The organism is Haloferax elongans ATCC BAA-1513, assembly GCF_000336755.1.
GTDB lineage: Archaea > Halobacteriota > Halobacteria > Halobacteriales > Haloferacaceae > Haloferax > Haloferax elongans.
Map to the genome: position 1 here is coordinate 65,568 of NZ_AOLK01000005.1, position 24,917 is coordinate 90,484.

Annotated in this window: 21 protein-coding genes; 8 read left to right on the forward strand and 13 right to left on the reverse strand. The window is 56.9% G+C overall.

Annotated elements, in window-relative coordinates:
• Positions 1 to 1,468 precede the first annotated feature (1,468 nt).
• Positions 1,469 to 2,122, forward strand: a complete 654-nt coding sequence (locus C453_RS01145; RefSeq protein ID WP_008322150.1) for a hypothetical protein — start codon at positions 1,469 to 1,471, stop codon at positions 2,120 to 2,122.
• Here the strand turns inward: C453_RS01145 and C453_RS01150 are convergent.
• Genes C453_RS01150 through C453_RS01185 form a run of 8 tightly spaced genes read right to left on the reverse strand, consistent with a single transcriptional unit; the run spans position 2,114 to position 14,217 of the window.
• Complete coding sequence (locus C453_RS01150; RefSeq protein WP_008322151.1) at positions 2,114 to 5,221, reverse strand: type IV secretory system conjugative DNA transfer family protein; 3,108 nt, start codon at positions 5,219 to 5,221, stop codon at positions 2,114 to 2,116. The genes C453_RS01145 and C453_RS01150 overlap by 9 nt on opposite strands.
• A gap of 23 nt (positions 5,222 to 5,244) precedes the next feature.
• A complete protein-coding gene (locus C453_RS01155) occupies positions 5,245 to 6,438 on the reverse strand; it encodes a hypothetical protein (protein ID WP_008322152.1) in 1,194 nt (397 codons plus the stop codon).
• A 30-nt stretch (positions 6,439 to 6,468) separates the two neighbouring features.
• Positions 6,469 to 9,699 carry a VirB4 family type IV secretion system protein gene (locus C453_RS01160; protein WP_008322153.1) on the reverse strand — a complete coding sequence of 1,077 codons (3,231 nt, stop codon included), beginning with the start codon at positions 9,697 to 9,699 and terminating at the stop codon, positions 6,469 to 6,471.
• A gap of 6 nt (positions 9,700 to 9,705) precedes the next feature.
• The gene (locus C453_RS01165) at positions 9,706 to 10,902 is read right to left on the reverse strand and encodes a hypothetical protein (RefSeq protein WP_008322154.1); all 1,197 of its coding nucleotides are present in this window, start codon (positions 10,900 to 10,902) and stop codon (positions 9,706 to 9,708) included.
• The gene (locus C453_RS01170; protein ID WP_008322155.1) at positions 10,902 to 11,813 is read right to left on the reverse strand and encodes a hypothetical protein; all 912 of its coding nucleotides are present in this window, start codon (positions 11,811 to 11,813) and stop codon (positions 10,902 to 10,904) included. The genes C453_RS01165 and C453_RS01170 overlap by 1 nt, the downstream gene beginning before the upstream one ends.
• Complete coding sequence (locus tag C453_RS01175) at positions 11,810 to 13,528, reverse strand: hypothetical protein (protein WP_206536605.1); 1,719 nt, start codon at positions 13,526 to 13,528, stop codon at positions 11,810 to 11,812. Before C453_RS01175 ends, C453_RS01170 begins: the two co-directional genes overlap by 4 nt.
• A 28-nt stretch (positions 13,529 to 13,556) precedes the next feature.
• Positions 13,557 to 14,033, reverse strand: coding sequence for a pilin (locus tag C453_RS01180; RefSeq protein ID WP_008322160.1), 477 nt, complete (start codon positions 14,031 to 14,033; stop codon positions 13,557 to 13,559).
• Positions 14,026 to 14,217, reverse strand: coding sequence for a hypothetical protein (locus C453_RS01185; RefSeq protein ID WP_008322161.1), 192 nt, complete (start codon positions 14,215 to 14,217; stop codon positions 14,026 to 14,028). Before C453_RS01185 ends, C453_RS01180 begins: the two co-directional genes overlap by 8 nt.
• Positions 14,218 to 14,567: 350 nt before the next feature.
• On the opposite strand from C453_RS01185, the gene C453_RS01190 reads away from it, so the two are divergent.
• The 3 genes from C453_RS01190 to C453_RS19820 all read left to right on the forward strand — a co-directional run bounded on the left by C453_RS01190 (position 14,568) and on the right by C453_RS19820 (position 17,285).
• Positions 14,568 to 14,855, forward strand: a complete 288-nt coding sequence (locus C453_RS01190) for a helix-turn-helix domain-containing protein (RefSeq protein ID WP_152417978.1) — start codon at positions 14,568 to 14,570, stop codon at positions 14,853 to 14,855.
• 737 nt (positions 14,856 to 15,592) lie between these two features.
• Positions 15,593 to 16,801 (forward strand): hypothetical protein, encoded by a 1,209-nt coding sequence (locus C453_RS19815; RefSeq protein WP_152417979.1) that lies wholly within the window; start codon positions 15,593 to 15,595, stop codon positions 16,799 to 16,801.
• 76 nt (positions 16,802 to 16,877) lie between these two features.
• The gene (locus C453_RS19820; RefSeq protein ID WP_152417980.1) at positions 16,878 to 17,285 is read left to right on the forward strand and encodes a hypothetical protein; all 408 of its coding nucleotides are present in this window, start codon (positions 16,878 to 16,880) and stop codon (positions 17,283 to 17,285) included.
• 555 nt (positions 17,286 to 17,840) lie between these two features.
• Here the strand turns inward: C453_RS19820 and C453_RS01205 are convergent.
• The 3 genes from C453_RS01205 to C453_RS01210 all read right to left on the reverse strand — a co-directional run bounded on the left by C453_RS01205 (position 17,841) and on the right by C453_RS01210 (position 18,909).
• Positions 17,841 to 18,086: a hypothetical protein gene (locus C453_RS01205; RefSeq protein WP_008322165.1), complete on the reverse strand. Its 246-nt coding sequence runs from the start codon at positions 18,084 to 18,086 to the stop codon at positions 17,841 to 17,843.
• A 79-nt stretch (positions 18,087 to 18,165) separates the two neighbouring features.
• Positions 18,166 to 18,366, reverse strand: a complete 201-nt coding sequence (locus tag C453_RS19825; protein WP_152417981.1) for a hypothetical protein — start codon at positions 18,364 to 18,366, stop codon at positions 18,166 to 18,168.
• Positions 18,367 to 18,405: 39 nt separating this feature from the next.
• Positions 18,406 to 18,909, reverse strand: coding sequence for a hypothetical protein (locus C453_RS01210; RefSeq protein ID WP_152417982.1), 504 nt, complete (start codon positions 18,907 to 18,909; stop codon positions 18,406 to 18,408).
• 59 nt (positions 18,910 to 18,968) lie between these two features.
• Here C453_RS01210 and C453_RS01215 point away from each other — a divergent pair, with 59 nt between their 5' ends.
• The 3 genes from C453_RS01215 to C453_RS01225 all read left to right on the forward strand — a co-directional run bounded on the left by C453_RS01215 (position 18,969) and on the right by C453_RS01225 (position 22,727).
• On the forward strand, positions 18,969 to 19,616 hold the full coding sequence (locus C453_RS01215; protein WP_152417983.1) for a hypothetical protein: 648 nt from the start codon (positions 18,969 to 18,971) through the stop codon (positions 19,614 to 19,616).
• Positions 19,617 to 20,343: 727 nt separating this feature from the next.
• Positions 20,344 to 21,276, forward strand: coding sequence for a hypothetical protein (locus C453_RS01220; RefSeq protein ID WP_008322166.1), 933 nt, complete (start codon positions 20,344 to 20,346; stop codon positions 21,274 to 21,276).
• Positions 21,277 to 21,788: 512 nt separating this feature from the next.
• Positions 21,789 to 22,727, forward strand: coding sequence for a hypothetical protein (locus C453_RS01225; RefSeq protein ID WP_152417984.1), 939 nt, complete (start codon positions 21,789 to 21,791; stop codon positions 22,725 to 22,727).
• Positions 22,728 to 22,953: 226 nt separating this feature from the next.
• Here C453_RS01225 and C453_RS01230 read toward each other — a convergent pair whose 3' ends face one another.
• Both C453_RS01230 and C453_RS19400 read right to left on the reverse strand, forming a co-directional pair.
• Positions 22,954 to 24,228, reverse strand: coding sequence for an RNA-guided endonuclease InsQ/TnpB family protein (locus C453_RS01230; protein ID WP_008322168.1), 1,275 nt, complete (start codon positions 24,226 to 24,228; stop codon positions 22,954 to 22,956).
• A complete protein-coding gene (locus tag C453_RS19400; RefSeq protein WP_007540613.1) occupies positions 24,225 to 24,380 on the reverse strand; it encodes a DUF2080 family transposase-associated protein in 156 nt (51 codons plus the stop codon). Before C453_RS19400 ends, C453_RS01230 begins: the two co-directional genes overlap by 4 nt.
• A 53-nt stretch (positions 24,381 to 24,433) precedes the next feature.
• Between C453_RS19400 and tnpA the strand changes: the two genes are divergently transcribed.
• A complete protein-coding gene (tnpA, locus tag C453_RS01235; RefSeq protein WP_008322169.1) occupies positions 24,434 to 24,832 on the forward strand; it encodes an IS200/IS605-like element ISHel2 family transposase in 399 nt (132 codons plus the stop codon).
• The last annotated feature ends 85 nt before the right edge of the window (positions 24,833 to 24,917 follow it).

Below are 24,917 nucleotides of genomic sequence, written 5' to 3' on the forward strand. Positions count from 1 at the left end.
ACGCCACCGACACCAGTGTCGAAGTCAAGCCTGAGGACCCAAGCCGCGCCGCACCACACCCGGCCAGCGCTCACACCAGCCCCAAGTCGGGACAGCACACACCACCATGGCACCACATTATACGGGTAATGCAGTCTCGACCCGACGCAGTCCAGTGTCAAACCGCACCCGGCCCACCGAGAGACCGTGATCGAAATCGACGTCGACACTGGAAAGAAAACACGGCGGACGCACTCTCCACACTCGCACCCAATCTTATCTCACCACACTACACTTCTCCCGCCCCGGTCGACACCAGTAGGTGCCGCGCCCGTCGCGCGGAGCGTGAGTCGTGAGCGACACGTGCAGGGGGGATTCCCACAGTCGACGCCAGTCGAAGTGCCCAAAGAGCGCACTCACACCTGACCAGCCCCAGACACGCACACACACATGGACAGTGCTGTCTCGGTGCGACACCGCTGAGTCGCCCCACGAGTTGGGGGTTCCCGCGAGCGCACCACTGTTGGGATTCAGGCAGTCGCAAGACTGCGCTGCCCGGCGTCGACAACGCAACACGCGGGAGTCACCTCCACGTCGACACACACGAGCCCACTCATCGACACACACGAGCCCACGCGACACGCGACACGCGCAGCCAGGAAAGTACGACGCGCCCCCGGACCCACACTGTAGTGCACCCTGAGGGTGACTGTCGTCGAGCCAGACGACACGAGTTGGAGTCGCCGCTGCTGCGACAAGGCGAGACCAGACCAGACCAGACCAGACAAGCACACCTGTACTTGACACGCTCACTCAACTGTGTCAAAATGCTGTAACTGAGAGCTGAGGCTGCCTCAGAAGGTCGCCCGGAACTGATGTGTGGACGGTCTTGAGACACTACTTGAGGTCGTGTTTCAGTGCGACGATGCTGGGACTCTGACCGCCAATATGTCAGATACCAGATCATATATCTCCATGATGGAGGTCCCCCTTGCTGTCGCGCCACGAGAAGCGAGATACTGCCGCGGTACTCCTGACTCGCGATGCGACACTGTCGGCCCCCGCGATGCGATGCACAGCCCACTCCTCGATGGTCGCGCCACACGCGATGGTGCCCACTGCTCTGCACTGTGTTCTGGTGTCGTCGATACGGGGGTCTCCCCCCCTGCTGTCGAGATTGGACTCCCCCGCTGTCGGTGCCCGTGGACTCCCTGCTGTCGTCGCTCCGGTGCTTCTCGTGGTGTCGCTATTCCGCTCAATCATATCTGGTTGCTGATAGTGTTTGCAGTGAGTTTCGCTCGGCAGAATCCCCACTGTCGTTGCTTCCGCGGAACCCCACTGGGTAGCGGGTATTAGAGACGGTGCGCTCAGCAGGGTTCTGAAAATGACTAAATGGGACTCGTAATACAGTCTCTGAAATTCAGTATCTCACTCTTGGTGTCTTGTTTTAGTGCCAAACATTCTTAGTTCGCTAGAAATGACAATTTGTATGGACAAGATTCTGCAAGAACTGGATTGGAAATCGCAGGAAGTGCTGCTCGCGCTTTACGAGCAAGACGGAGAGGGAAACACCACCGAGATTCGGAAACTGACCGGGCTCGAGAGCAACGATACAATCCTGTATCGGCTACGGAATGTGTTAGAGCCAGCTGACTTGATCAAAACAGAGCAGCCACCCTCGGAAACGGCCCGCCCGGAGCCGAAGATTGCCCGGTTAACTGAGCGCGGCTGGGAGGCGACAGAGCGCCTTGTGGACACCCGTGAACGGACCTATGACCTTGGCGAAAAGGTCGAAAAGTTGACGGCTGATCTCAGGAGTGTTACCGAGACTGTTCGCGACCTCGAATCAGCAGTTGAGGAAGATGCATCGGGTGGCGATGAACAGTCTGTAAGTCACGAGATAGAGAGTTCAAAACTTAGAGAAATAACGACTCGACTCGACTCCCTCACCGAGGATGTCAGCGCTATTGAGGCGCGGGTGGATCACATCGAGAACGGCAGGTTCGGGGGATGGTCGGACACCAAGCAACAAGAGTTCGAATCACTTTGGGACGGCTACGTGGTGTTCAAACACTTCCTCGAAAATGAGGTTGAGCCAGTCGTCGACGGCGAGTTAGCTGACTATCAGACCGATTCAGAATAACGTCCGAGGCTCTTCGTCGTCGGTCCTGTCTGTAGAGTCGTCTTCAGTCGAGTGCTGTGCTCCGGCGTCGGTTGGCTTGCCGTCACGACTGGAGGTCTCTGCTGGCGCGTTGTGATCGGGAGGAGAAGACGATGAGTGCCCGGACGCCGCGCGATCGTCCTGTGGGCGTGCTGGCTCGTGCTCTTCGACGTCGGAACTGCTGCCGTCGGTGGCTGGGTGCAGCGGTCGAAGGGTGCCCTGTTCGTAAATTTGTGGCTCGTCGAACTCGGAGTTGTCTCCGTCGGGGAAGACGACAAAGACGAAGTCGTCGTCGGTCGGCACGCGATCGAACTCGTGGTCGGGAATGAATGGTGCGTACACACGCTTCCAGTCGGCTTCGAGGTCAGCTGTGGATGCATACCGGTGTTTCTCGCCGTCAGCACACACAACGAATTCCTGTTCGGAGCGGTCGTACTCGTAATACGCGGGGAAGGCATTGGTCGATGGGTCTTTGATTTCGTCCAGGGCACTGAATCGTGCGTGTACTCCCCCAGTACTATCTCGGCAGACCACTCCATCGTCGGTTTCAACCCACTGAACCGACACCGAGCGCTCGGTGTCGGCGTCGTAGGCCGGGCGAAGCGCGTACACACCATCGTCAAACTCGAAGAAGCTGGCGAGGTTGTAGAACTGGCGATGGCCAGCATCGTCGACGCTGCGCGCGAACGTCAGCCGGTCATAATCGATGGCGGTGTTGTTACCCTCACGCCACGAGTCATACAGCACCTGCTCGCCACGGCGACCCCAGTAGCCAAACTCACCTTTCGTTGCACTCTCGTCTTTGAGTGTGAAGACACAGAGGCGATCGTTGTTGACGGCCTTTTTCAGGTTCGAGAGTGTCTGCTTCGGTTTCTCGATGGTGGACGTTTCGGCTTCGATGTTCACGTGCCGGCCCTCGCTCAACGCCCAGACGGCCGGATATTCCTCGCGGAGTTCGTCGCGCAGCGATTCGATCTCGTTGAGGCTGTTGCCATCCATCGGGTCAATCGGGAGGTCGGCAATCCCGTCTGCGAGTTCGTCACCCACCTGAGTCGGGAGTGACGTGACGTACCCGAGTCTCGTGAACGCTTCGTAGGACTTCTGGAGGATGAGCCGATGATCGTCGCTCCCACCGCTGGCGCTGCTGCCGGTGTCCTGGCCGAACAGTTCGGCACGGCCCGCTGCAGTAAGCTTCACAACTGACTGCCCACTGCGGCGGTCCACCTCGGCATACTGGCCATCATACAGTGTTTGCTCGATAACGTTCGACAGCTGGGACGTGTAGCCAGTGTCGCCCAACCGTCGCTCGATTTCGCGTTTGGCGTCTGCAATAGCGACATAGCCCTCGTCGTCAGTCTCAATTTCAGGACGGATCTGCGCTGCGAAGACGCCTTCGAGGATGCGGTCGGTCGGAATGCTGGTGGCGTCGGCCTCAATGCTCCCGTCACCGTCGATGGTGTCGGGGGTAACGACCTCATTGAACTCACCGTATTTGAGTTCACGTTGAATTTCGTCGTCAGTGAGTGGCTCTGCCCCGAATCGGTGGAGACTCCGCTGTATAGCGTCTGTAGCGTCGTCCTCGTCTCGAAGTGGTGGGTAGGGCGCGAAGGTCTGAATCTTCACGGGCTCGGACTCGCGCCCGCCTGCCAGCGGTATTTTGGTCCATGCTCGATAGAGGTTCGTCGATTGCAAGTCCTCGCCAGAATACCCTTTGAACCGCTTCATCAGGAGCCGGGCGTCCTGTTCTCCGGGGGTTCGCATCGCGAGGAGGGTGTTGCAGTTGTTTTCCATCGCCCGCAGCGTGTCGGGGAACTCGTCGCCGATTTGGCCGGGGTACTGCGTACCGAGGGTGACGCTCATGTACATCGACCGCGCCCGTGCAAGCATCCCCTCGATGTCGAGATTGTCGTTGGCGACTTTCTCGAACTCGTCCAACTGGACAAAGAAGGGATTACTTTCGCGAGTGGGGTCCCGGTCCTGCCGCTTCTTCGCCGACCACAAATTTCGAAGGACGGTCAGCGTCACCATCTGGTGGATGTCCTCGTTGTCGACGGGGATACGGATGAGCAGAATGCGGTCGTTGTCTAAGATATTGTCCCAATCGACGGTCGACTCTCGCCGGGCGATGATCTTCCTGATGACGGCGTTTTCGACCCAACTTTTGATCCGCTTCGTGAGTGGTCGAATCTCGTCGTCTTCCATCTTCGCGATTTCATGCAGGAATTCGCTCAGGTAGGGGTCGTCGACCTGTTCGGCGAACACCTCACGGCGCTCGGCGTTCAGGAGAATGAAGTACATATCGATGATGGAATATTTGTCTGCGGGGTCGTCAGCCTCGGCGTTAGCCCGCAACATTGCTCGCCCCATCGACTCGGTGACCGCTTGCATGTTGACGCCCCAGTACTCGTCGTTGTCGAAAATCGCAATCAGGTTCTCAAGCCGACTTTCGATTTCGCGTTCGAGTTCAGCGTCGTTCTCCGTCTCGGGCACATCGAGCATGTTAATCCCGATGGTGCGACCCCACTGCGCCGACCCCGGTTCGAGGAAGATAACATCGTCCAGACGGTCCTTCGGGAGTTGTTGGAGGAGTTCGAGCGTGTCGCCGGATGCTTTCGGGTCGATATTACAGAAACCGTGGCCGGCGTAGGCGTGCTGGACGGCTTTGTTCTGCAGGGCGGTCGTCTTCCCCGCGCCAGTCGTTCCGCTAATCCAGAGGTGGCGGAACTGCGATTCGAACCGGATGGGTGCCTCACGGAAGCCCGTCTGTGCGCCATCGTCGTAGCCAATCCAGAGCGGCTTTTCGGGGTTGGTGACGCCGCTTTCGAACATTTCGCGGACGTACGGCCCGGCGACCAACCCCTCGGACTTGGTGTCGGTCGCGACGGCTTTCCCACCGACGCGGGTGTGCTTTGCGTCGGTAATTTGGTAGGGATCACCTGTTATCGACGTCGGCCCAGACTCCTGTGTGCTGTCTTGGGCGGTGTCTCTGGGACCGTCACTTTCGAGTTCGGTTCGCTCGTCGGTGCCGTCGGCGTCGTCGGGGCTGTCGTTCGAGTTTGAATTTGTGAATCGGTCGAACATTGGTTTGAGGGGGGAGAAGAGAGTTAGTTGTCGTGCGTGTCCCAGCCGTCTGTGTCGGTCTCGGTCTCGGTCTCAGTCTCAGTCTCAGTGGCGGTTGCTCGGGGCGGTGTGTCGTCGGCTGCGAAGCGGTCGGCGTCGGCGGGAATGCGGTCGCCGCGTTGGGTGTACCGCCAGTCGATTTTCGGTGTCTCAATCTCGTCCGATGGAATATGTGCAACCCCGGCGAGTTCGTCGACGGTCATAATCATCTCGCGGTCGACCCACTCGCGGGCGGTCATCTGCTGGATGAACGCACGCAGGTCCTCGGCCCGCTGTGGTTCTTCGTGGTGCCACACCGGGTTGTCGGTCAGTCCTTGCTCGGTGATGGCGTTGTAGTATTTCCGGTACATCCCTGCCACCCCACGTGCTCGGGATTCGGCTTCGTCTGGGTTCGAGGAGATGGCGAGGATACGAAGATTAACGTGGAACGCCTGTTGGCCGCGCTGCTGTTCGATCGTCTTGGCGGCCTGCTTGTCCTTCGCGCTGGCGGGGCGTGTCCGGGGATTGAGCCACCCAACGGAGGTCCCTTGCCGGAGGGCGTGGGCGAGGTCGTCGACACTGTTGTGGCGGAACAGGTCGCCGTCTGTCCAGGACTGTTTGGCCGGGCGGAAGACAACCTGCGTGACGACCTTGCTGTCGTCCAGCGACAACATCTCGCTGGTGATTTCGCCGTAGGGGTCGGTCTCCCAGTCCTCACTGTTGTGGTGGCGAATCGGGTAGTACGGAATCTTCTCCATCTCCATCCACGCCCCAGCAACGTACTCGTCGGGGTCGATGACGGGGAATGCGGAGCCGTCCTCGACGGGGAAGACTTCCGAGTTCGCGTAGTTGTTCCCGACACGGCGGCGGAACTTGTCGGCAGCAGCCTCGCTCGCCGCGTGCATGTAGAACTTGATTGTCCCTTCGTCGAACCACACTTCGAACGAGTGGTGGTCACTCGTGTTCCTCCCCATGAAGTCTGTCGTCACGTCATGGACTGATTGGAGGAGGCCCGCGCCGTCGACGACGCCCTGATTTTTCTTGTACGGCCGGATGCGAAGGAGGGTTCCGGGCGCACTCTCGGGGTGCTGGAGGTACGGCTCGTCAATATCGAGTTGCGTTGCGACGTACTGTGGAGACCCATAGCGGTACTCAGTGATGACGTCTTTGGCTTTTTGAATGAATTCAGGTCCTGACATTGCTCTCGTGTTGTGAGGTTGGTCGGCTGGCTAGTCGTCCGTCGTCTCACCACCGTCCGCACGTGCGCGGTCGGCGCCGTTTCTGAGCGTCGACACTGCAGCGTCGAGGAGGTCCTGCGTCGAAAGCCCGCTGTCGAGAAGCCGGTCGACCTCGTCGTCGCTCAATCCGTAGCGGTTTGTGAGGGCGTTCTGGTGGGCCTGTTCTTCGACAAACGTTTGGAAGTCGACGAACGCCTCTGGCGCGCCGTGAATCGCCTGTTCGATGACCCGCCGGTCGTCGGGTTCGTACTCGATGATGCGCTTTTCGAACTCGTCGGCTTCGATGTGGAGCGGGTACGTGCCGTGTTCTTCGACGTGGACGAGTGCTTGCGAGTAGCCGCGTTCTTCTTCGCCCGAGTCGGCTCGACGAACGTAATCGCGCTGCTCGCTGGAGAGGCCAACTTTGTCTGCAATCTCGTCGCTGAGGTCGGGGAGTTTGTGGAAGACTTTGATAGGACACATGCCGATAATCTTCTCGGCCTGTTCGGTCTCGTAGAACTCCTGGGCGGTCTGCGAAAGGAGGATGATTCGCAGGCCAGCGTGACGCTGGTGGCGGAACGCGGTTTCGAGGAAGTCGAGGTTCGCTTGGTCTTCGAACAGGTAGTGCGCTTCGTCGATTGCGAGTTCGACGTTCCGGTCGGTGCGCTTGGCCTGCTGGTAGATTGTGCTCAAAAGCAGCTGCATCATGAACTGCTGGCGGTCAATCCCAGAGGCAGTGCCCTCAATCTGTCCGAGGTCGATGTAGACGACCTTGTTGTCGCCTTCGAGGATGTCGATATCGGACTGCTTCGAGAGGTTCTGATAAGCTCCCGACTCCCGGAATGGTTGGAGGGCAATGGCGAGTTTGTCGGCGTACTCGGCGACGAGGTCGTTTGCTGAGTCGGAGTCTGCAATGTCGTAGTCGCCGGGAGACTCCGAGATGTCACTCAGGAGACGGTGGATTTCCAGCATCGTCGGGGAGTTCTCCGGCGTGTGCGTGGAGATGTCACCTTCGATGGCCCCTGCTTGTCGGTACCCCTCGTCGAGGACGTAAGAAAGCACGCCAGATTCGGCCCCGATTTCAATCCCCCGTGCGCTCAGGAAGTTCTCGATAATCGCGTATGATTCGTCTTTCTTCGCGGAGAGGGGTGACACGTCGCCACTCTGTTCGAGGACTTCGGCGGGGGTCTTGCGGATTTCGAGGGGATTGAGGTTCGTGTCCCCGCCGACAGTAATCGTCTTAGCGTTGAGGGCGTCAGCGACCCCACGGAAGTCCCCAACCGGGTCGATAAGGACGAGCATTGTGTCGTCGTGCCGCTTCATCATCCCCAAGTTGCGCATGAGTTCACCGAACGTCTTTCCAGCCCCAGTCGTCCCGACGACAAGCTCGCTGTGGCCGACATCGAGGTCCCACGGGTTGATTCGAACTGGCGAGCCATTGTGACCGTGGTAGCCGTATTTGATGCCCTCGTCCATCAGCAGGTAGTTCGACGAGAACGGGAACATCGCGCCGATGGCCTGATTGGTCATCGTCGACATGCGGTCGTGGCCGAGTTCGTTTGCGCCGAGCGGTGAGACCGTCGCCAGCCCCTTTTCTTGCCAGCGGTTCGCGGTTTTCAGCGTACAGTTCGCGGGGGCTTCTTTGACAATCGACCGCAGGCGCGTCGTCTTGTTCTTCAGTGCCTGCTTGCTGTCGGCCGTCAGGCGAATGAACACACCGGCCCTGAAGAACGACGCTTTGTTCGCACGCACGAGCGAGCGCAGGAACTTCGCGTGGTCGATGTCCTCCTGGAGGTCCTCAGACCTGAGGCTGTTCGAGTCGTGCTGGTCGACCTTCAGGTCCGAAATCCAGTCGGCCATCATGTCCGACGCAGACTGGCTATCGAACGGTTCGAGATGGATTGAAATGTCCGTCTGGAGGTCAGTTTCCAACAGCAGGCGTTCCAACATCCCGTTGGCCGGTTCTTCGGGGAACTGCTCGATCCAGAACGTCCGCGTGTAGGTCTCGCCGTTGATGACCGTGTAGGTCGTTTCGCGGTCGATATCTGATGGTGCGACGACTGACTTGTGCATGTCGCCCGGGCGGTCGAGTCGCGGCGTCTCAGAGCGCTCGTCGTCGCTGTCGTCCTCTGATGAGTCAGGGGCAGACGAGTCGGTGTCGGCATCCAGCGTCTCGACAACATCGTCTGGGTCCGGCGTCGACGGCACATCATCGCTAATGCCGTGATTGACGACCGGGAACGTGCCGATAGCGTTCGTGATGTCGCCGTACTCTTCAGTCCGGTTCGTCCAGTATTCTTTCGTCGCTCTCGCGAGGTCGTAGGAGTCGACCGGCGAGACAGCACAGCGGTACAGCGACGACCCACCGCGACGAATCTGTTCGAGACGGGATTCTAACTTCTCTTCTTTGAGTCGTTCTCGTTCGGCATCGCTGAGGCCGTCGGACTGGAAGCGGTCGAAGAACCGCCCAACAACGGGTACGTCTGCGAGGTATGCCAAGACGCTGTCGCCGGTCTCGTCGTACTGTTCGACATCCTCGTCGCGAACCGCGGTCACGATGTAGTAGTCCCGGACGAGCGTTCGCTCCGAGTCAATCGCGCCGTCTGCGTCGGTATGCCAGTCGATGAACTCCTCGATGAGTCGTTTGAGAACCGGCCGAGAGCGAACGTCGGCGTCACCAAGACGGGCCTGGAGGTCACGAACAACCTCGTCTTGGTCCATCTCACGGGACGTGATGTAGATTTTCGCCGGGAAGTCGATGCTTGCGTTGACGAACTCAGACAGCGAGTGGACGGCCCGCTCCCACGCATCCTCGTCTTCGAGGGCCATGTTCGCTGGCGTGACTCGCATCGCTCCCACGAGGGCACCGTCTGTCCGCTCGATCGCGTGCGGGTAGATGCGCTCTAGCCGGGGGAGGTACAGGAGTTCGTCGTCCCCGTGGCTGAGCTCCTTGTTTTTGATCGCCCACGTGATGCGAGCGGCCAACCACTCAGTGAGCCACAGATGCGCGGGCTTGACCTTGTGCAACAAAAGCAGCACAAGGCAGAGCATCACCCCAAGTCCGATAATCGGGAGTGTAAACGTGCTTGGGACGACCGTCGCCCCGATGAGTGTTCCAAATGCGAGACATGCGAATAACAGGAGTTCTCCGATGGAGAACCCCCGGAAGAAGGGGGTTGTCCCACCAAGGTTCCGGTGAATTCGTCGTGCGCTGTGCTCGTCTTCGTGCGTGTCTGTTACCATCAGTACTCACCAGCGTGAAACTTTCTGCTTCGTGTTCTTGAGCGACTGCTTCGACCGTTTTTTCGCGAGCTCTTTCGCTCGACGGGCGTCCGATTTTGCCTTGTCGCGCATGCGACCGGACCCTGATTTACGGAGGGTGTTGTACCGCTTTGCGTGGGTCTTCGCCGACCGCGCTGACGACCCGAGCTTGTAGGCTTTCGACTGACCACCGCCGAGCTTCGCCTGACCGCCCTTTCCAAGCGAGCCACGGCCGTTCTGTGCGAACCCACGATGCACGTTGCGGGCACCGCGAACCGACTTGCCGACACCCGTCTTTGCTGTGGCCGCTGCAGCGGCGGGGTTCGATCTCCGCGCCGTCTGGTGAGCAAGTGACCGCATCGTTGGCGATGACCAGTAGATAGTCAGGAGCGACGAAATGCAGGCTGCGGGGATGAGTGCCAACCCCATGAACAGCATGAACAGCCCATCAGGGTCCGCTGTTAAATCCATCTGCCAGCCGATACGGAAGAGGACTGCAGCTGGAAGGCCTGCGAGAACTAACCCAGGGTATACTCCGGCCAGCCGCTTTGCCATGTTCGACGCGGGCGTGAACGGCCAGACCTCGAACGCCCAGATGGCTCCAAGAATTGGTATCAACGGCGTCAGAACGGCGATAGCCAACCACCGGAATGCGTAGATGAGGGCTGCAATGAGGAGCAGGACGTTCGAGACCAGTGCCATGATAAGAACTGCAAACAGCCCTCCGATGGAGGCCTCAGCCAGGCTCCCAAAGCCAGACGACATGTCGTTTATTGGGGCAATAGTGTGCCCAATCGCATCGACAAACTGGAGTGGAACCGATACGAGCGGGAACCACACGAAGGTTCCAATCCCGACGAGTGCAACCCGCCGAAGTAATCGCTTCTGTCGGTAGCGGCTGATTGACCCCGAACTAATGCCGATGTACGCCAGCCCAATCATGAGCGAGACGAACGTCAGGGGCATGATGTACTTGAGATAGAGGTCCGAATAGAGGCTCTGCCAAGGGGTGTTGTCGGGCGCTCCAACGACGATGTAGCGTGCGTTTGACTTGGGCGTTGGAACACCGACAATCGGACTCAGAAGGGCGTCGAAAATGTCCTTCGCGAGCCCTAAGAGAGCGTCCTTGATGTCCGTGAGAACGTCGTTGATGGCGTTCTCAACTTGGTGTTCCAGCCAGCCCATCAGGACTCACTCTCCGTCGACGTTGATGCAGACGTGTCCTTGGAGGTGACTGGTCCTTCTTCACCAATCGACAGGTCGCACTCATACTTTTTCCCCCCGTACTCAATCATCTGCTTGTACTTGGGGTTCTCACCAGCCTGGACAGCTGCCTCAACAATCATCGCCTCCGTACCCAGTTCACCACACGGAACCGGAGTACCAACCCCTGTCCGGCTTTCCGTCTGGTAAACCTCAGACTTCGAAAAGACAGTCGCCGTTTCACCTGCTGAAAGTACACGTTCATACCCATGGTCTACCAATTCCCTCGGATACACCCGTGAGAGCGGCGCACCTTTCCATTTAACCGCACTCAGATACGTCGGTGCGTTGCCCGAGTTCTCGATGGTGAGCGCTGCGTATTTTTTCCATCCACGACGGTCCTTATCCCAGTCCATCTCTGGGTTGTTCTTCGCCCACTTCACGTCTCGAATCGTCAGCTCTGGACGAATCGAAATCGACGTTTCACCAACCGTCGAGTCGCCACTAACCGCGAGGACGCGGTATTCCCCCGGCGTGTAGCCGTCTTCTGCTTCGCCGAGGAGTTCGAAGGTGACTCGCGTCACGCCCTCTCGAACTCGCCCTTGGTCTTTCATCTCACCACTTGGGCCGATGAGGTTCACAAACTCGGCGTCCACGTCGGGTTCGAGGTCGACCACAAGGTCGGTCTGTTCCATCGCGACACGCGAGAAGACTGCACTCCCGTCGGCGGGGTCAGACGTGTGGGTGTCGCCTGCAGTTTCGTTTGCTGTGCCGTCTGGGAGGGTCGAGTCGGATGACACGCACCCAGAGAGCGCGAGAAGTGCGCCCGAAAGGCTACTCAGGACTGTTCGGCGAGCGATACGACTCTCGGTACTGGTATTGTCGTCTGTCATGGGTCGATAAATCCGAGCAGGTCACCACCAGTGATGTAGTCAAAGCCAACGACGGCGAGGCCAGCCGGAAGGAACCAGAGCAGCGTCACGACTGTGAGGTCGATGAGCGTCTCTGGTTCGGGGTAGTTCCCCGGGACCTTCGTCACGTCGACCGCTGCGGCGTGTGGTTCTGTCGTTCGCCACCACTCGGTTGGGTCGTACTGGCCTCGAACGAGGGCCGGTGGGTTCGTGAGGGTAACGACGCCCTCACCACTGCTGTTGAGTGTTGTTGTCTGCGATTCAATCTCGACACGGCCGGTCGTTACCGGGTCGCCAGTCGCGTTGTTCGCCACGCTCGCGAGCACCGTCGCGTGAGTGGCGTTGGACTCGACGACAGCAAGCGTCAGGTTCGTTTCCCGGACGGTGCGGTGCGAGGACAGCGAAACCGTTCGGGACTGTCCCCGAACGATTCCATGGACCTCAACCTCGCGGAAGTCCTCACCATCCAGCGTTTCCGAACTCACCGCGACGGACTCGGCGTGCGTGTAGGGGTCAGCAGTATCGAGGTCAACGTTCGGCGGTAGCGACGGTCCTGCCTGTTCTGGACCCCACGTTTTCTCGATGGTGAGGTGGCGGTCGGTTTCCGACTCTGATGGGACGGAGGGTGCCATTTTACTCGGGTACGCATGGACCTGGAGTGGTCGGACTGACGACGCAGCACGGCTGCTGCCGGTTGCAGTATCCGATTCCATCGTCCGCCAGCCGGGCGTGCCCGCGCTGTAGAACCACCAGTTGCTCCGAATCCGCGTGTCGTCGGCGACCGCAATGGTCGTCCACGGCGTAGCAGGGGAGACGACCGCGCCGGTTCGGGACGGTGCTGTGTCGAACCCGACACGGCTCCCTGAGACGCCATCCAGTCGGTTGACGACGACGTCTCGCGACGTACTGACCGTCTTCGAGAAACTTGGGTGGTGCGTCTCTGTTTCCCATCCACCCCTGCACGTATCGAGTGTTCGGTTCCAGTCCTCGCACTCGCGAATGTGGTGGTCGAACTCAGCGGTGATCTCCGCTGTCACCGTCACCTCAGGCGACCCCGAAAGACCTGCGTAGTCGAGCGTCGCCGTATGACCACGACCTGTGTCGTGGGTCCGGTCCCCAGCCGACAGCGTGATGTCGGTGCTGGTACGCTTTAGCGACCACTTCTCTCTGCGGAGCCCAGTGTCGTCACCCTCGGGGATAACAACTCGATAATCGCTGAGTGCAAGCACGTCTCCATCGGGTGCGACGTGCTGTGTCGTTCCGGTCCGGTGGTGAAGCACCGTCGAGGGCTGGACAGCAAAGATGCTGACAAACGCATCCTTGATGACCGTCCCGTCGCTCAGTGACGCACTCGCAGGATGGACTGAGGTTGTTCGGTCGCCAGGGGAGTAATCATCGAAGTCACCGCGATTCCATTGTTCAACAGCCCGCGGTGGCTGTTCGAACGGCGTGTCGGTCGACCGCGTGAGTCGACGAATGAACTCCGATTTTGATTCCGCATCTCCGTCGAAATCATCGAGTGAGAGGTTCTCGGAGTCAGCATCGTCCGACCACAACCGCTGGAACGTCTCGTTTTCGATGTCGTACGCCGGACCATCAGCCGGGATAACGGGGGCGAGACCACCACTCGCCATGACAGTCGAACAGCTCATCGCGAGCACCACAACGACAGCGACTGGCTGACGAATCGTGGTCATAAAAATGGATTCTGGGAGGTGAGCTACCTCAGAACGGTTTCACGCACTGCGAGAAGCCGAAGCCCATCTGGCTACCGACTTTGTCGACCAGTTCTGGAGACGTGAGTGCGAGGACGACGATTCCAAAGCCGATGCCGGACATGACGAGCTTTTCTTTGGCGTTGTTCTTCCGTTCAGGGTTCCCGCCGGCGCGCATGTACGCCAGGCCGGACTTCCCCATGTAGTAGCCAGTCGCCGGAAGACCGAGACCAGCAACAGCTCCGAAAATCATCGTAATCCCAGTCTCGACGTTTGTGTCACAGTAGACACTCCCGAGCTCCGACTGGGCCGCGGCTGGAGCGACTGCGACCATGAGGAAGGCAAGCCCCATGGCAAGTGACACGCAGTGTGTCGGCACTTGGGACGAGAGAGACGGGAGCCACGCCGTGAGGAGCGAGGGGATACTGTTGGAAGTGGACTGCTTGCGGGGCGAGTCGTCTGTGTCGAACGGTGGTTGGTTACTCATTGGTGTGTTCGTGTCGATGTGAGGTGGGTTCGAGCAGTGCGTCGAGGTCTTCCATGCTCGATGTCTGGGCAACCAAGTCGTCAAGGTCGTACCCAGCGCGGAGAGCAGCGTCGACCTGCCTGATGAGCTGACTCCGCTCGATCTCGCGAAAGGTCATCTGCTCGGTCAGTGCTTCGCGGAACATGCCTGACGCATTGACTCCGGCCGCCCAACTGAGGAAGAGAACATCAGCGGGTGTGACCGAAACAGTTGTTGTGACAGTTTTTTGCGCCATTGTTCACGTGGGTGAATGTGGCCAATTCATTGTCGGTCTGCGATTGTTGTAGTTTTGTTATTAGGTTTTCTATTCAGCTATTGGTGTGATAACTTGATTGTCTATATTTTTGGAATGTAGTTCATTGTAATTCGTCTACACTTTCTCATTCACAGCATCCCCATATAAAATTGCATGTCTAGATATGCATCACGCAGATTGTAATATGGAGCAATGCATGCTTCGGTGTCATTATGTACTGTTGGCTTCCTTTGAACGTTATGCGACCACTCGTCCCGTGGATGAGCAAAGTTGACGATACGCTGCTGGAGTGGCTCGATGACCACGATATCGCTGCAACTCCGAAGGTAATCTGTGTCAACCTCGAGACGGCCGTGTCGTACTCACAGGTGAATCGACGCCTCTGGCGTCTTGAGGAAAATGACATGGTGTTCCGAGACCCGGATCGAAACGACTACTATGCAATTACCGACCTCGGGCGACGATATCTACATGACTCCGATGCCTCTGCAGCAGATTTTCCCGATAAGGCTAACGAACAGCAGTGAGCAGACCGCACAGCATACTTGAGAAAAATATTGTTTTATTTTTAACAGTTACACAAGTACCAGTGTAACTGTGGATAGATTGTCATTAGAGTGGTTTGGAACTCTTGCTTGTTGGTTCACTGGAGACGTTTGCCACCACAGTTTCGGAGGGTGGGAATTTTGCTCAGTTTTGTCGAGGACTACAACTACACCTCATTTCTCCACAACTGCATCCGAGACATCCTGCGAATAATTGGATTGGCTTCTGACAATCACAGAGAATTAACCGATTTGGACAGGATTTCTAGCTCACATTTCCCGTAATCTAGACTAATTCAGTGGCGAATCAACGCTAAACTGCCCATCCTCCGAAACTGTGGTCTTCAGAGGGTGGACTGATTCCAACGAAGTAGCTGATTATCGCTAGGATTGTCGAGCGCCGTAAGGACATCACTCGTCTCTGCGATCTCTCGCTCGGGTTTCTCCGCGCTCTTGATGGCTGCGAGTAGATCGGCTTCCGTCAGCTCTGGATTCCGTCCACGGCCCATCTGTGCTGTCCGTCCACTACCCGAACACGCACCGACGGGAGCTGAAGAAGTTCTCCGTCGAAGAGATACGCGAACCACCAATCGGTCACCACCACCTCATCAAAGAGGCTCGTCGAGAAGGCGAACTCGTGGGGAAAATGAAGGTCACTAACTAGACAGTGCCAATCTGCCGAAGATTTTAAGTGATATTGGTTAGTTGATCTGAATGTAATGTCGAGTGACATTTCGGACGAAATTGGTAGTATGGGTCGACGAAGGTTTATTCAATCAATGTCTGCGCTAGGAATTAGTGCTACTACACTTAATTTCTTAACTCAAGATGCTCTTGCAGAGGTTTCTGATAATCCTAAAGATATGGTTCCACGACTCAAGGCACTGCGGCATAAAAACCACGACGAAGTTAAAAAGGGTGCAAAGCCAGAGCGTGAGCCAGTCTTTTATTCAATTCCAAGAGATCAGTGGGTTCAAACGGAGGCTCCATATGACGCTGCGAAAAAATTGGAAAGCCAACTTCCAAATGATCCCCAAATCCAAGTTATGATTCGGAAGAGTGGACCTCGAAAGAAATCGAACTCTCACATTGAGGTCGTTCACGAAACAGTTGAAATGAACGGTGCTGAGATAAAGCCAGAAAGTTCACTTAATAGTCTTAAGGAGCAAACACCCGATACCATCTCTGGTTCTGTAGGAAAGGGGAAAAACCTAGTCGAGGTGAGTGGTATTCCAGTCCGCGTTAAAGAATCACGGGCCACACTTGACGACAGAAATGAGTTCGAGGGAGAATATCATCCAACACCAGCAGGTTGCTGTATAACTAATCCTGTCCCCGACCCAGATGATGAAAATGTTACAGTTGGCTGTCCCGCTTATAACTCTGGCACGAGTACTGGTGGTTGGCTGACCTCTGGTCACCAATATGCCGGCGAAACAGATGTGAAAACGTGGCAGCCAGTCAATAAACTTACTGGCACTGATGTCTTGGGATATAATTCCGTATTACATGATCCTAATGAGGGAGATACTGGTGATTTTAGCTTTGTTGCAACAGATGGAAACTTCGACAGGAAATATGATATCGCGGCAAGCTCAAATAATACCTATGAGGGCTGGTACCTTTACGGTACCTTAGGAATGGATAAGATAAAGGACTTAAAAGAAGACGGAACCCCAGTTTATAAACAAGGGATTCACACAGGTCGGAACCAAGGTGAAATTCTGAGTATTTCTAGTGATGACGTATATGTCGTCATTGACTGTGATCGATACGAGGGGGACTCCGGTGGGCCATATTATTGGGTTGACGAATACGGAGAGTCTTATATGATTGGCATTCACCGGGGCAATTCCGCCGATAGTTATTCTGAGTCAAAGGGAACTCTTCTCCCCTGGATCGAGGCTAACACCGATATTTACGTCTGAGATAGTTTCATCTACTATACTTATTTGATTTTATAAGTACAAAAAACATTTACACATACAAAAGAATGTATTTGACATGTCCCCAAGCAAGAAACGCAGGTCGTTTATAATAACTTCCGCTTCAATCAGTAGCGTTCTACTCTCAGGATGCTCTGGTAGAATACCCAATTTCAATTGGGATGGAGAACGCTATAGTAATATGGAGTTAGTTGGCCGGAAAGTAACGCAGATTCCAGACGAAGCTGAATCCACTCCATTGTCAAGTTCTGCAATTCCAAACGAATCTCCAATTCGAGAAGCAGTGAGTATGGCAATGGAAGAATCCCCAGCATATCTCCGAGTCAGAGGGGAGGAGAAACAGAAGGTATTGTCCACACTGGATTCATTGCCCAAGTATTCTGATACGGATTCTAGAAAATTGATTGGTTGGTATATCCAATCAGAAGACATATTTGTTAAATTGCATTATGAGATATTAGATTAACTCCCTGATTTCAACGAAGTAGCAGATTATCACTTGGAATATAACGATTCTTCAGACGGTGAACGGGAGGGCGGCTACCCGTCGGCCACCAGTATCAGAAACAAGACAGAAAAGCTATACCAGCTTGGCTTTCGTCTTCGAGATATTCTCGCTCACGCTCGGCTGCCCGCGTTCTGTCTTTCTCGCCCATTCACTCTGAGACAGTCCCTCGACTTCGACGATGGTGGTAGTCGATAGCTTCGGCGCGTTCGAGGGCCACACGTACGGCGAGATCGCCTCAAAACTCGGGTTCGGGAGAAACAACGACGACCGCTCTCAGGTGAAATACCATCTGGACGAATACCGAGAACAGCGGAAAAAGTCAAGTTGCTGCTCCAGAACGGGCCAGAAGTTTAGCCCCACCCGTCGGTACTGTTATAAGTCTCGTTCGATTAGAAATCGAGCGATAACGTGTCGGGGACGGGAGTAGACGACTTCGGAGCGCAACGACTTGAGTTAAATTTCTCCGAAACCGTCTATATCGACGGCCCGGTGACCGCGTCCATCGACACGTGGCTACCGGGAACAGTGAATCCGCACATCACCCTCATCGCCGGTCTTCTGACCTTTGACGGCGAGATTCCCGACGACCGCGCAGAGTGGCACCACAACTACATCCCCATCGAATCGTGGATGGCCGCCCACGTCGTCCGAGAAGTCAACGACTGGTCGATCAAGAAGTGCGCCGACCGCCTCGCCGCCGAGCGAGACCTGCCCGAGATGCTCGGGTTCTGGGCGAACAGCCCGGAAGAGGACGTTCACGCCATTCCTCCGAGCTACACGCAACTCCGCGACATCTGGGAGGAGACGTTCACCGCCCGCCACCGGGGTGCGGTCACGGTCATCGCGGAGCGTCTCGTTCCTGCCAAAGGAAGGCGTCGAGGTCGAAGAACCGACCGAAGACCACCCGACAGTACAGGAACTGACCATCGAGAAGACGGCGGACGTGTGGGAACACGCCCGCCCGATGGTTCTCCGACACTGGCACCTGAAACGGTATCACAACTGGCAGGTGCCGGAAGCGACGTTCTACGACGCGCACGCGTATCTCGCCACGAGTTCAGACGACGTGTTCCCCGAATCAGGTCTCGGGAACATGATGGCGAAGTCCAACCACGACCGCGTTCACTTCCCGAGTACGCACCGACGGGAGCTGAAGAAGTTCACCATCGAGGAGATACGCGAGCTGCACCAGGACGTGACCCGCGACCTCATCGCCGAGGCCCGGCGGGAGGGCGAACTCGTCGGGAAGATGAAGGTCGCCATCGACCAGACGAAGGGGCACCCGTGGACGGGTCACGTGGAACGGGACGCCGACGGGAACAACCTTGAGCCGTGGGTTCTCGGCTACAAGAACGACAACGACACCCGCCCGCAACACTACTTCCAGTGGGCCAGCGTCCAGGTCGTCGGCCTCGACGTGCCGCTCATCCTCGACGCGATCCCCGTGAAGCGCGGCATGACGAAGGGCGAAATCGTGGACGAACTGATGGCGACCGCGAACGACCTGCTCCACGACCCGGAGATCGTCATGATGGACGCCGGGTTCGACTCGGCAGCAGCGAAGAACTCCGCTGAGAAACACGTGTCGTACTACCTGAATCGGGGTCTCGGGACGCTGACGACAAGCGGCGGATGCGCGAGATGTGGAAGAACCGCGAGACGGTTCGAATCGTCGAAGAGGAAGATCGGCCCGGTATGCCGACGCGCAAGACCATCTACGTCCCGCACATCCTCGCAAACGAAGAGGACGATGAAGACAGCGAGGGCGGGAGCGAACTGCGTCAGCAGCTACTCTCGGACTTCGAGGAGGCGGGCGGTGACGACGACCTCCCGGAGAAGTCGCCGTTCGACTCGCTCCTCGACGACATCCGCGAGGAGGAAGAAGAGGACGAAGACGAAATCGACGGCGCGGAGCAGTACGTCGTCTTCGAGACGAACCACCCACTCGCCAACAAGCGCGGCGGTCGGAACCGCGACACCATCCCCGAGCGCGAGCAGATACAGGCCGCTGCTCGGCTGGTTCGCAACTACGGGAACAGATGGGGTATCGAGAACGGCTACAAGAAGGTCGGCCACTTCTTGCCGCGTTCGGGGAGTAAAGACCCGGTACTGCGGTTCTTCGGGTTCGCGTTCGCGGCGACGTTGTACAACTGCTGGCGACTGGTTGACCTGCTCGTGAAGCACTCCGTGGAGGACGATCCCGACTACACGCCACTCGTGACGGCGTCGCGGTTCCTCGCTGTCGCGGAGGGCATGTTCGGTCTCGGGTCGAAACCACCGCCGGACTAACGCCGTGCCTTCCTCTGGTTTGCTGAATCGTGAGCGGCAGCGCTGTCCGGCGTTCGCCTGAATCAGCTTTCCGTTACTGCGTTCTGGTAAGTTACGATATCCGATAGAAGTTCAACTGGCTATTTTGCCGTCTGTGTCTCGAAACCGAGTGGGAACCAACCGATATCTACCCTACTTCGTTGGAATCAGGGTGGACAGATGGTATATCGATATACAGTGTATAGATAGCCGCTACTCTCGAGCTCTTGGGAAGTCAAATGGGTAATTGTCGAGGGAGATGTGTGAGAATTTCTTGGGGACAGTGGTGTCGAACGCGTTGTCGCGCCCCTAGATCGTTCATAGTGCGAGTGCATACCCCACGTCTCCAGGCGCGGGAGGAGGTCAACTAGCTGTGGTTCGTGGAAGTACGCAGACTGAAGAGCTGTGGCTTCGGGCTGAGATGCGCTGAGAGTCGCATTTTCCCTTATTCTGCGAAAATAGTCAGTGATTTCACTATTTTCATTATTCAGTTGTCCGCGAGGGACAACAGAATTTAGCAAAAAATTGGCCAGAGACGTAGTAACATGAATAAATCGTATATCGCTATACCAAATTATTAGACTGATTCCGATGAAGTATCGGGTTATCGCTTGAATCTACAGTTCCCAAACTCATGTCTCTCAATCCACTATTTGCATCATTCAATGCAAATTTATAAGTTATTTGCACTCCACAATGCAAATAGAGCATGAGCCAAAACATGAAAATCAGGGCCGAAAGCAACGACGAGCGGATAGCGGACGCGGAACCAACCCGAGTCGTGGCTGACGGCGGTGCCGACGTTGAGGACTACGATATTGACCCAACCAAACTCGACTACGATGTCGAGAACCGCACAAAGGACTCGCAGAACAATCGGACAAACTACGTCTCGCGTATCAGGGGAACCGACCTCTGGGTTGCCTACCGAACGTGGCAGATGGGGTCAAGCGAGTACGACTATGCCATCAAGGGTATAGGCCGCGTCTCGTTCGAGAGTGTTGACCTCGATACCGACCACATTGCGGAGACGATCTGTGACGAGGCCGAGCGCATGCTCAGTAGTGCGCCGGACGATGATGAGGAAGCCGCCGCCCTCGCCGATGAGCTCACGATGAGGGCTGACGAACTCGCTGAGGCGCTTGAAAGGGGGTGGCAATACACGTCAACCGAATACACGCCCCGTGACCACCTCTACGAAGGCATGGCGCAGGTCGACGAAACGACCGTGTGGGTCTCGCACGTCGAGGAGGCCATCAGCCACGAGGCCGTGGACGCGCTCGAAGAAGTCGGAATCGAGCAGGACGACCATGGTTCCGTGATAGACGTTGTCCGTCAGGCACTCTATGAAGGCGTCCAGCAACGTCGCGACCACTGGATTCGCCCTCATCTCGACTACGAAGCCTGCCTCACGTTCGACGCCGAACCATGGGAACTCCGTGCACTCGAGCTACACCAGAACGGCGTCTTCCGGGGAATGATGGAGACGGCACGAGTGCAGGCCCTTCGAGAGACGGGAAAACGACCTTCCGAAATCGCCGACACTCTCGATGTCAATCCGAGCACCATCACCCGGCATAAAAACCGGGCCGACGAGTGGCTCGGCCGCGCTGAGTGGACGGCTGAGAACGTCGAACGATGACAGATAGGCATAAACTCGCGGAGGGGATTTCGACCTGCTTCGAGTGCGACGAGCACTACAAGTCCATCTCCCGACATTGGGCACATAAACCCAACCACCGACCTGAGATGACCCAGCACCAGCATGAAATCATCTTCGGGTTGATTCTTGGCGGCGCATCGGTTGACACCCGTAACAAGACACCAGCATTCAAGTTTCGGACGCAGTACCGTGATTTTGCTCTGTACGTCGCTGAACAACTCGGCTGGCTGTTCGGAAGCCTCCATCGAGTCCCGCCAATGGCCGGCAGGGGCACCCATCACGCCTACACTGTACGGACACGCCCCCATCCTGAGATTGAGCGGTATGTGCCGTGGTGGGACGAGGGAACGCTGTACGTACCTGAGGGACGTGCTATCCGACGCTGGACGGCACGCATCTGGTACGCAAAGGCTGCTCAGGTCGGTTGGAGTGGAAATCACAATTCACGCGAATCGCGGTTCTCCGCCGCCAACGAACCCCGACGCTCGTGGATGCAGTACTACCTCCGCGAACTCGGATATGAGCCGACATATCGAGAGGGAGAGTGGTTCATCACATCAACTGCGACACGCGATCTCTTCGGATACATCGGTGGGCCTGTTCCGGGGATGGAGCACAAGTGGGCTCTCGACCGTGAGACGTACGATGCTATCCGAGACGAACACCGAGAGGAATTGGAAAGGCTGTCGCACTGGACGGACGAACCAAAGGTGGAACTCTCGCTTTATCGCCCTGGCACGCACCAGCCAGAAATTCCGTCTGCAGAGCCGTTGTTAGCACAGTCTGACCCGGGGAAGCAGTTCTCTCGTGTAGACTGTTTAAGAGCAATTCGGAAAGCAGGAGAGTTAGTTAGTGAACCATTGACAACAACGGTCTATGAGCGCGTCCGGCCATTGATGGTTGACGCTCCGTCGACGAGTCTCATTTCGGAGCGCTTCGGCTGGCGGGAACTCCTATTCGAAGCAGCAGGTCGGCCAGAGGGCAACAAAGCCAAATGGTCAGAATGGGAGTGTGCAGCGGCTATTGCCCAGTTTGCGGCGCAAACTGAACAACCGTGGACCATAGTAAAATACAATGCGTTCATTTCAGATTGTGAACAGAGATACCCTGCGGCACACACGATAGTACAGCGGTATGGGGGGTGGATTGCCGCTCTAAAACACTTAGCGGCCGCAGGTATATTGCACGAGGAGTTAGATCAAGTCCGTCGTCACCAGCAGAAGTGGCCAGATACCGAAATCAAAGCGGCGATACGGGAAGCTCTTGAGGACCAGGAGGACAACACGCTTGTTGGAGAAGACTACGACGAATGGCGAAGTCGCCAACCGTCGCCCCGTCCGAGTAGGAGAACGATTATACGGCGCTACGGGCGGTGGAGCGACGCCGTTCGTCTAGTAGGTGGAAACCCCGGACGACAGGACGATGAGTAGCTGCGTGTGTTGGTCGTTCTTCTATTTCCCGTCGATGCTTTTATAACTCCATTTCGATTAGAAGTCGAGCGATAACGTATCGGAGACTGGAACGGACGATTTTGGGGCACAACGACTTGAGACATCGACGGCCCGGTGACGGCGTCTATCGACACCTGGCTTCCGGGAACGGTGAAACCGCACGTGAACCGCCTCGGGGTCAAGCCCCGAGGCTTCTTCCCGTGGTTTAATCAGATACTCCCACCTGACCATCGGCCTGATAGCCTCGGGCGGTCGGGTGGGTCACGGTCGGGCTGTCCACAAGCCCCGATGCCTGCCGTCGCACCTTCCGAACAACGGGAAGGCTGTTGAGAGCAGGCACATTCCAATCGAGTTTCTTCACGCCTTTCACGGCGATGTTGACGCTTGCACCACGGTCGCTGTGGTCTTGATGCCCACAGGACTTGCACTTGAACCGCTTCTTGTTGCGGTTCGCACGCTCGGCGTGTCCGCACATCGGACACCGCTGGCTAGTGTATTCGGGGTTAATCCACGCAGTCGGGATACCCTCGAACGACGCCTTGTACGATGTATAGAACTGGAGGGCGCGGAAGGGAAGGTGGTGCAACCGTCGGTTCATCCGCGTGCCGTAGTCGATACTGTCGCGCATCTCTTTGAGGTCTTCAAAGACGATGCACGGCTTCTCGAACTGACGGCTCCACTCCACGATGTGACGGCTTACCTTGTGGAGTCGGTCGCGGACAAACCGTTCTTCACGCCCTTCGAGTGTGTCGTGGATGCTGTCTTTCCCCGCGTTCTGAACACGCTTTCGCATCGTGAAGTAGCGGTGGCGCTCGAACTTGATTTCGGGAAAGTCGATAACCAACGTGTCTTCGACACCATCCTCTGAGAGAGCGGTGAGAGCCACGTTGTCCTCGTTCACATCCACGCCGACGACCGTCCGCGAGTCGTGCTTGTCTCGCACGGTCTGCTCGGTGTTGGTAACGTTAACGTGTAGTTCGGCGTTGTCGTTGTGGAACAGGGCTTCCGCCGTCCCAATCTTCCACTCGTCGTTTTCGAGCGCGATCTTGAGAATGTCGAGGTGAGCGTCACTCCCTTTGAGGACGCCCTTGACGTGCTTGTACGGTTTCGCGCTGATTCGGAACGCCACGTCGCCATCGTCGGTGAGCGACAGGTTGTACCCCTCCTCGTAGTTCGCACGAAGCGGGTACGAACCACCCTTGGTGTGACTGGGGAGTCCGAAGTCGTCGTACTCGTAGTAGTTCTCCATCGCTCCGAGAGCCTTGGCGACAACGCGCTGAGTCGTGTTTTTCACGAGGTTGGCGTCGTCGGCTACGCGGTCGGGAATCGCGTTCCAGTCCACACCTTCTTTGGCGAGACGGGTGGTTTCGTTGTACACCGAGCGGGCTTCAAGCGTGGCGTCGTACAACAGGCTCTCGTTGTCACTCTGGATGTTGAGTTGGAAGTCCAGAGTCTTGACGAGAGCCTGTGAGTCGGTCATTCTTCGTCTTGTTCGGTGGGTTCTGAGGTTCGGACGACTTTCACGTCGGCCCCACGCCAGCGTTTAGGGACGGTGACGTGGGCACTATTCCCGAACGGTTTGACTTCACCGTCGAGAACTTCCTCGCCGTCGATTTCAAAGCGATTCGCCATACTTTCGTATATCCTTTGTATATACTTAACTGTGTTGGTGGAGTGGGTTCGATATGGGTGAGAAGCAGTCGAATCACACAGTGTACAACGTCAACTACCACTTCGTGTGGTGTCCGAAGTACCGTCACGCGATTCTCGAACCCATCGAGGATTCGTTGGAAACGAGTTTCCGCGACGTGTGTGACGAGTATGATTACGAGATACTGTCGCTCCACATCTCTCCCGACCACGTACATTTGTTCCTCTCCGCCCACCCGAAACACGCGCCGAGCGAGATTGCACGGACTGTCAAGAGCATCACGGCGCGGGAGATGTGGGAACAGCACGAGTCGTTCTTAGAGGAGTATTTGTGGGGTGGTGGATTCTGGGAACGGTCGTACTACATTGGAACGGCAGGAACAGTCTCAACGGGAACGATTGAGCGGTACATCGAGCGGACAGAACACGTCTAAGTGTCGGCTTCACCCTCGGGGTCAAGCCCCGAGGCACTCGCCTTGTTTCCTCTGTAGACGTCCATATTGGTCAAGTCACCACGCT

Coding starts and splice junctions, on each gene's coding strand:
- C453_RS01145 (WP_008322150.1), top strand. CDS start 1,469: ATGGACAAGATTCTGCAAGAACTGGATTGGAAATCGCAGGAAGTGCTG.
- C453_RS01150 (WP_008322151.1), bottom strand. CDS start 5,221: ATGTTCGACCGATTCACAAATTCAAACTCGAACGACAGCCCCGACGAC.
- C453_RS01155 (WP_008322152.1), bottom strand. CDS start 6,438: ATGTCAGGACCTGAATTCATTCAAAAAGCCAAAGACGTCATCACTGAG.
- C453_RS01160 (WP_008322153.1), bottom strand. CDS start 9,699: ATGGTAACAGACACGCACGAAGACGAGCACAGCGCACGACGAATTCAC.
- C453_RS01165 (WP_008322154.1), bottom strand. CDS start 10,902: ATGGGCTGGCTGGAACACCAAGTTGAGAACGCCATCAACGACGTTCTC.
- C453_RS01170 (WP_008322155.1), bottom strand. CDS start 11,813: ATGACAGACGACAATACCAGTACCGAGAGTCGTATCGCTCGCCGAACA.
- C453_RS01175 (WP_206536605.1), bottom strand. CDS start 13,528: ATGACCACGATTCGTCAGCCAGTCGCTGTCGTTGTGGTGCTCGCGATG.
- C453_RS01180 (WP_008322160.1), bottom strand. CDS start 14,033: ATGAGTAACCAACCACCGTTCGACACAGACGACTCGCCCCGCAAGCAG.
- C453_RS01185 (WP_008322161.1), bottom strand. CDS start 14,217: ATGTTCCGCGAAGCACTGACCGAGCAGATGACCTTTCGCGAGATCGAG.
- C453_RS01190 (WP_152417978.1), top strand. CDS start 14,568: ATGCGACCACTCGTCCCGTGGATGAGCAAAGTTGACGATACGCTGCTG.
- C453_RS19815 (WP_152417979.1), top strand. CDS start 15,593: ATGTCGAGTGACATTTCGGACGAAATTGGTAGTATGGGTCGACGAAGG.
- C453_RS19820 (WP_152417980.1), top strand. CDS start 16,878: ATGTCCCCAAGCAAGAAACGCAGGTCGTTTATAATAACTTCCGCTTCA.
- C453_RS01215 (WP_152417983.1), top strand. CDS start 18,969: ATGTGGAAGAACCGCGAGACGGTTCGAATCGTCGAAGAGGAAGATCGG.
- C453_RS01220 (WP_008322166.1), top strand. CDS start 20,344: ATGAGCCAAAACATGAAAATCAGGGCCGAAAGCAACGACGAGCGGATA.
- C453_RS01225 (WP_152417984.1), top strand. CDS start 21,789: ATGCAGTACTACCTCCGCGAACTCGGATATGAGCCGACATATCGAGAG.
- C453_RS01230 (WP_008322168.1), bottom strand. CDS start 24,228: ATGACCGACTCACAGGCTCTCGTCAAGACTCTGGACTTCCAACTCAAC.
- C453_RS19400 (WP_007540613.1), bottom strand. CDS start 24,380: ATGGCGAATCGCTTTGAAATCGACGGCGAGGAAGTTCTCGACGGTGAA.
- tnpA (WP_008322169.1), top strand. CDS start 24,434: ATGGGTGAGAAGCAGTCGAATCACACAGTGTACAACGTCAACTACCAC.